Below are 1,122 nucleotides of genomic sequence, written 5' to 3'. Positions count from 1 at the left end.
AGTCTGAGGAACATGATTCACCCTCAGCACAACTTCGGCGGGGGGTGATGATGCGCGGAACGGATGAAGCGAGCGGATCGCTTTTCAGCTATGTCGATCTGGAAGAGCGCATCCCCGCGTGGCACCCGCTCCGTAAGATCAATGATGTGCCCACCCTGAAAAGTCCGAGATTTGAAGTTAGCCTGTTCTCCAAGCGAGGAGACAGACGATGCGGAAAAGCCGTTTCAGCGAAGAGCAGATCATTGGCATCCTGAAAGAGCACCAAGCCGGAATGGGGGCGAAGGAACTGTGCCGGAAGCACGGCTCAGCGATGGCACGTTCTACATCTATGGATGTCTCTCCCGTTGCAAGGTTTCTTCGGTCCTGAGCTGACGGGGTTTCTCTGGTTGCAAACATCTATCTGGCGTCGCAGGTTGGAAGGCGCGCCCAAATGGGAATTCCGCATGGTGAGCCTCAACAAGTGGTCGGCCTCATTGGGCCATTAAAAAAGCCAGGTTCCTCACACACCGGAGTTTGCCGGTCGGTTCATTTCCTTGGTCGTCTTGCAATCTCTGTCTCGCGCTTAAGTGTGGGCGCGGAACTCTTCGTTTCTGCGCAGCATCGCCCAGATGATGCGCGCGTTCTTGTTGGCCACCGCGACGATTGCTCGGATCATGCCGCGTCTTTCGCGGATCGAGTTGACCCATCTGCTGAAGGCGTCTGTTCGGCCTTCCGATACGCGGACAACAGAACGGGCGCCGTGGATCAGCAAAGTTCGGAGATGTTTGTCTCCGCGTTTACTGATGCCCATCAAAAGGCGTTTGTCGCCGCTAGAATGCTGGCGCGGCACAAGTCCCATCCAGGCCGCCATGTGCCGTCCGTTCTTGAACTCTTTGCCTTCTCCGACAGCGGCGACAACGGCCGTGGCGGTCTTTGAACCCACACCGCATATCCGGGTGATCCGCTGGCAATCCGGGTTTGCGCGAAAGACCAGATCGATGCGCCTATCGAAGGCTTTGATCCGTGCATCGAGTAGCAGCATGGTGACCGTCCGGCGAAGGCGCTCTGGTGTGGTTTCGTTGCTGCCTGCTACGCTGCGATAGCAGCGTAGCGCCAGGGCATGAGCTCGTTCAGACGTGTGAA

General features: G+C 57.3%; 1 protein-coding gene and 2 pseudogenes. 2 read left to right on the top strand and 1 reads right to left on the bottom strand.

From position 1 onward, the window contains the following. Positions 1-254, top strand: a pseudogene (locus AC58NV_RS23645) (hypothetical protein); the annotation flags it as partial. After that, positions 209-324: pseudogene (locus AC58NV_RS23640) on the top strand (transposase); the annotation flags it as partial. The pseudogenes AC58NV_RS23645 and AC58NV_RS23640, both read left to right, overlap by 46 nt. Positions 325-562: 238 nt before the next feature. Here the strand turns inward: AC58NV_RS23640 and AC58NV_RS23635 are convergent. Then, on the bottom strand, positions 563-1,122 hold a 560-nt coding region (locus tag AC58NV_RS23635; RefSeq protein WP_497229319.1), incomplete at its 5' end, for an IS110 family RNA-guided transposase.

The organism is Leisingera sp. ANG49 (assembly GCF_059694505.1).
This window is presented reverse-complemented; position numbering and strand designations above follow the sequence as displayed.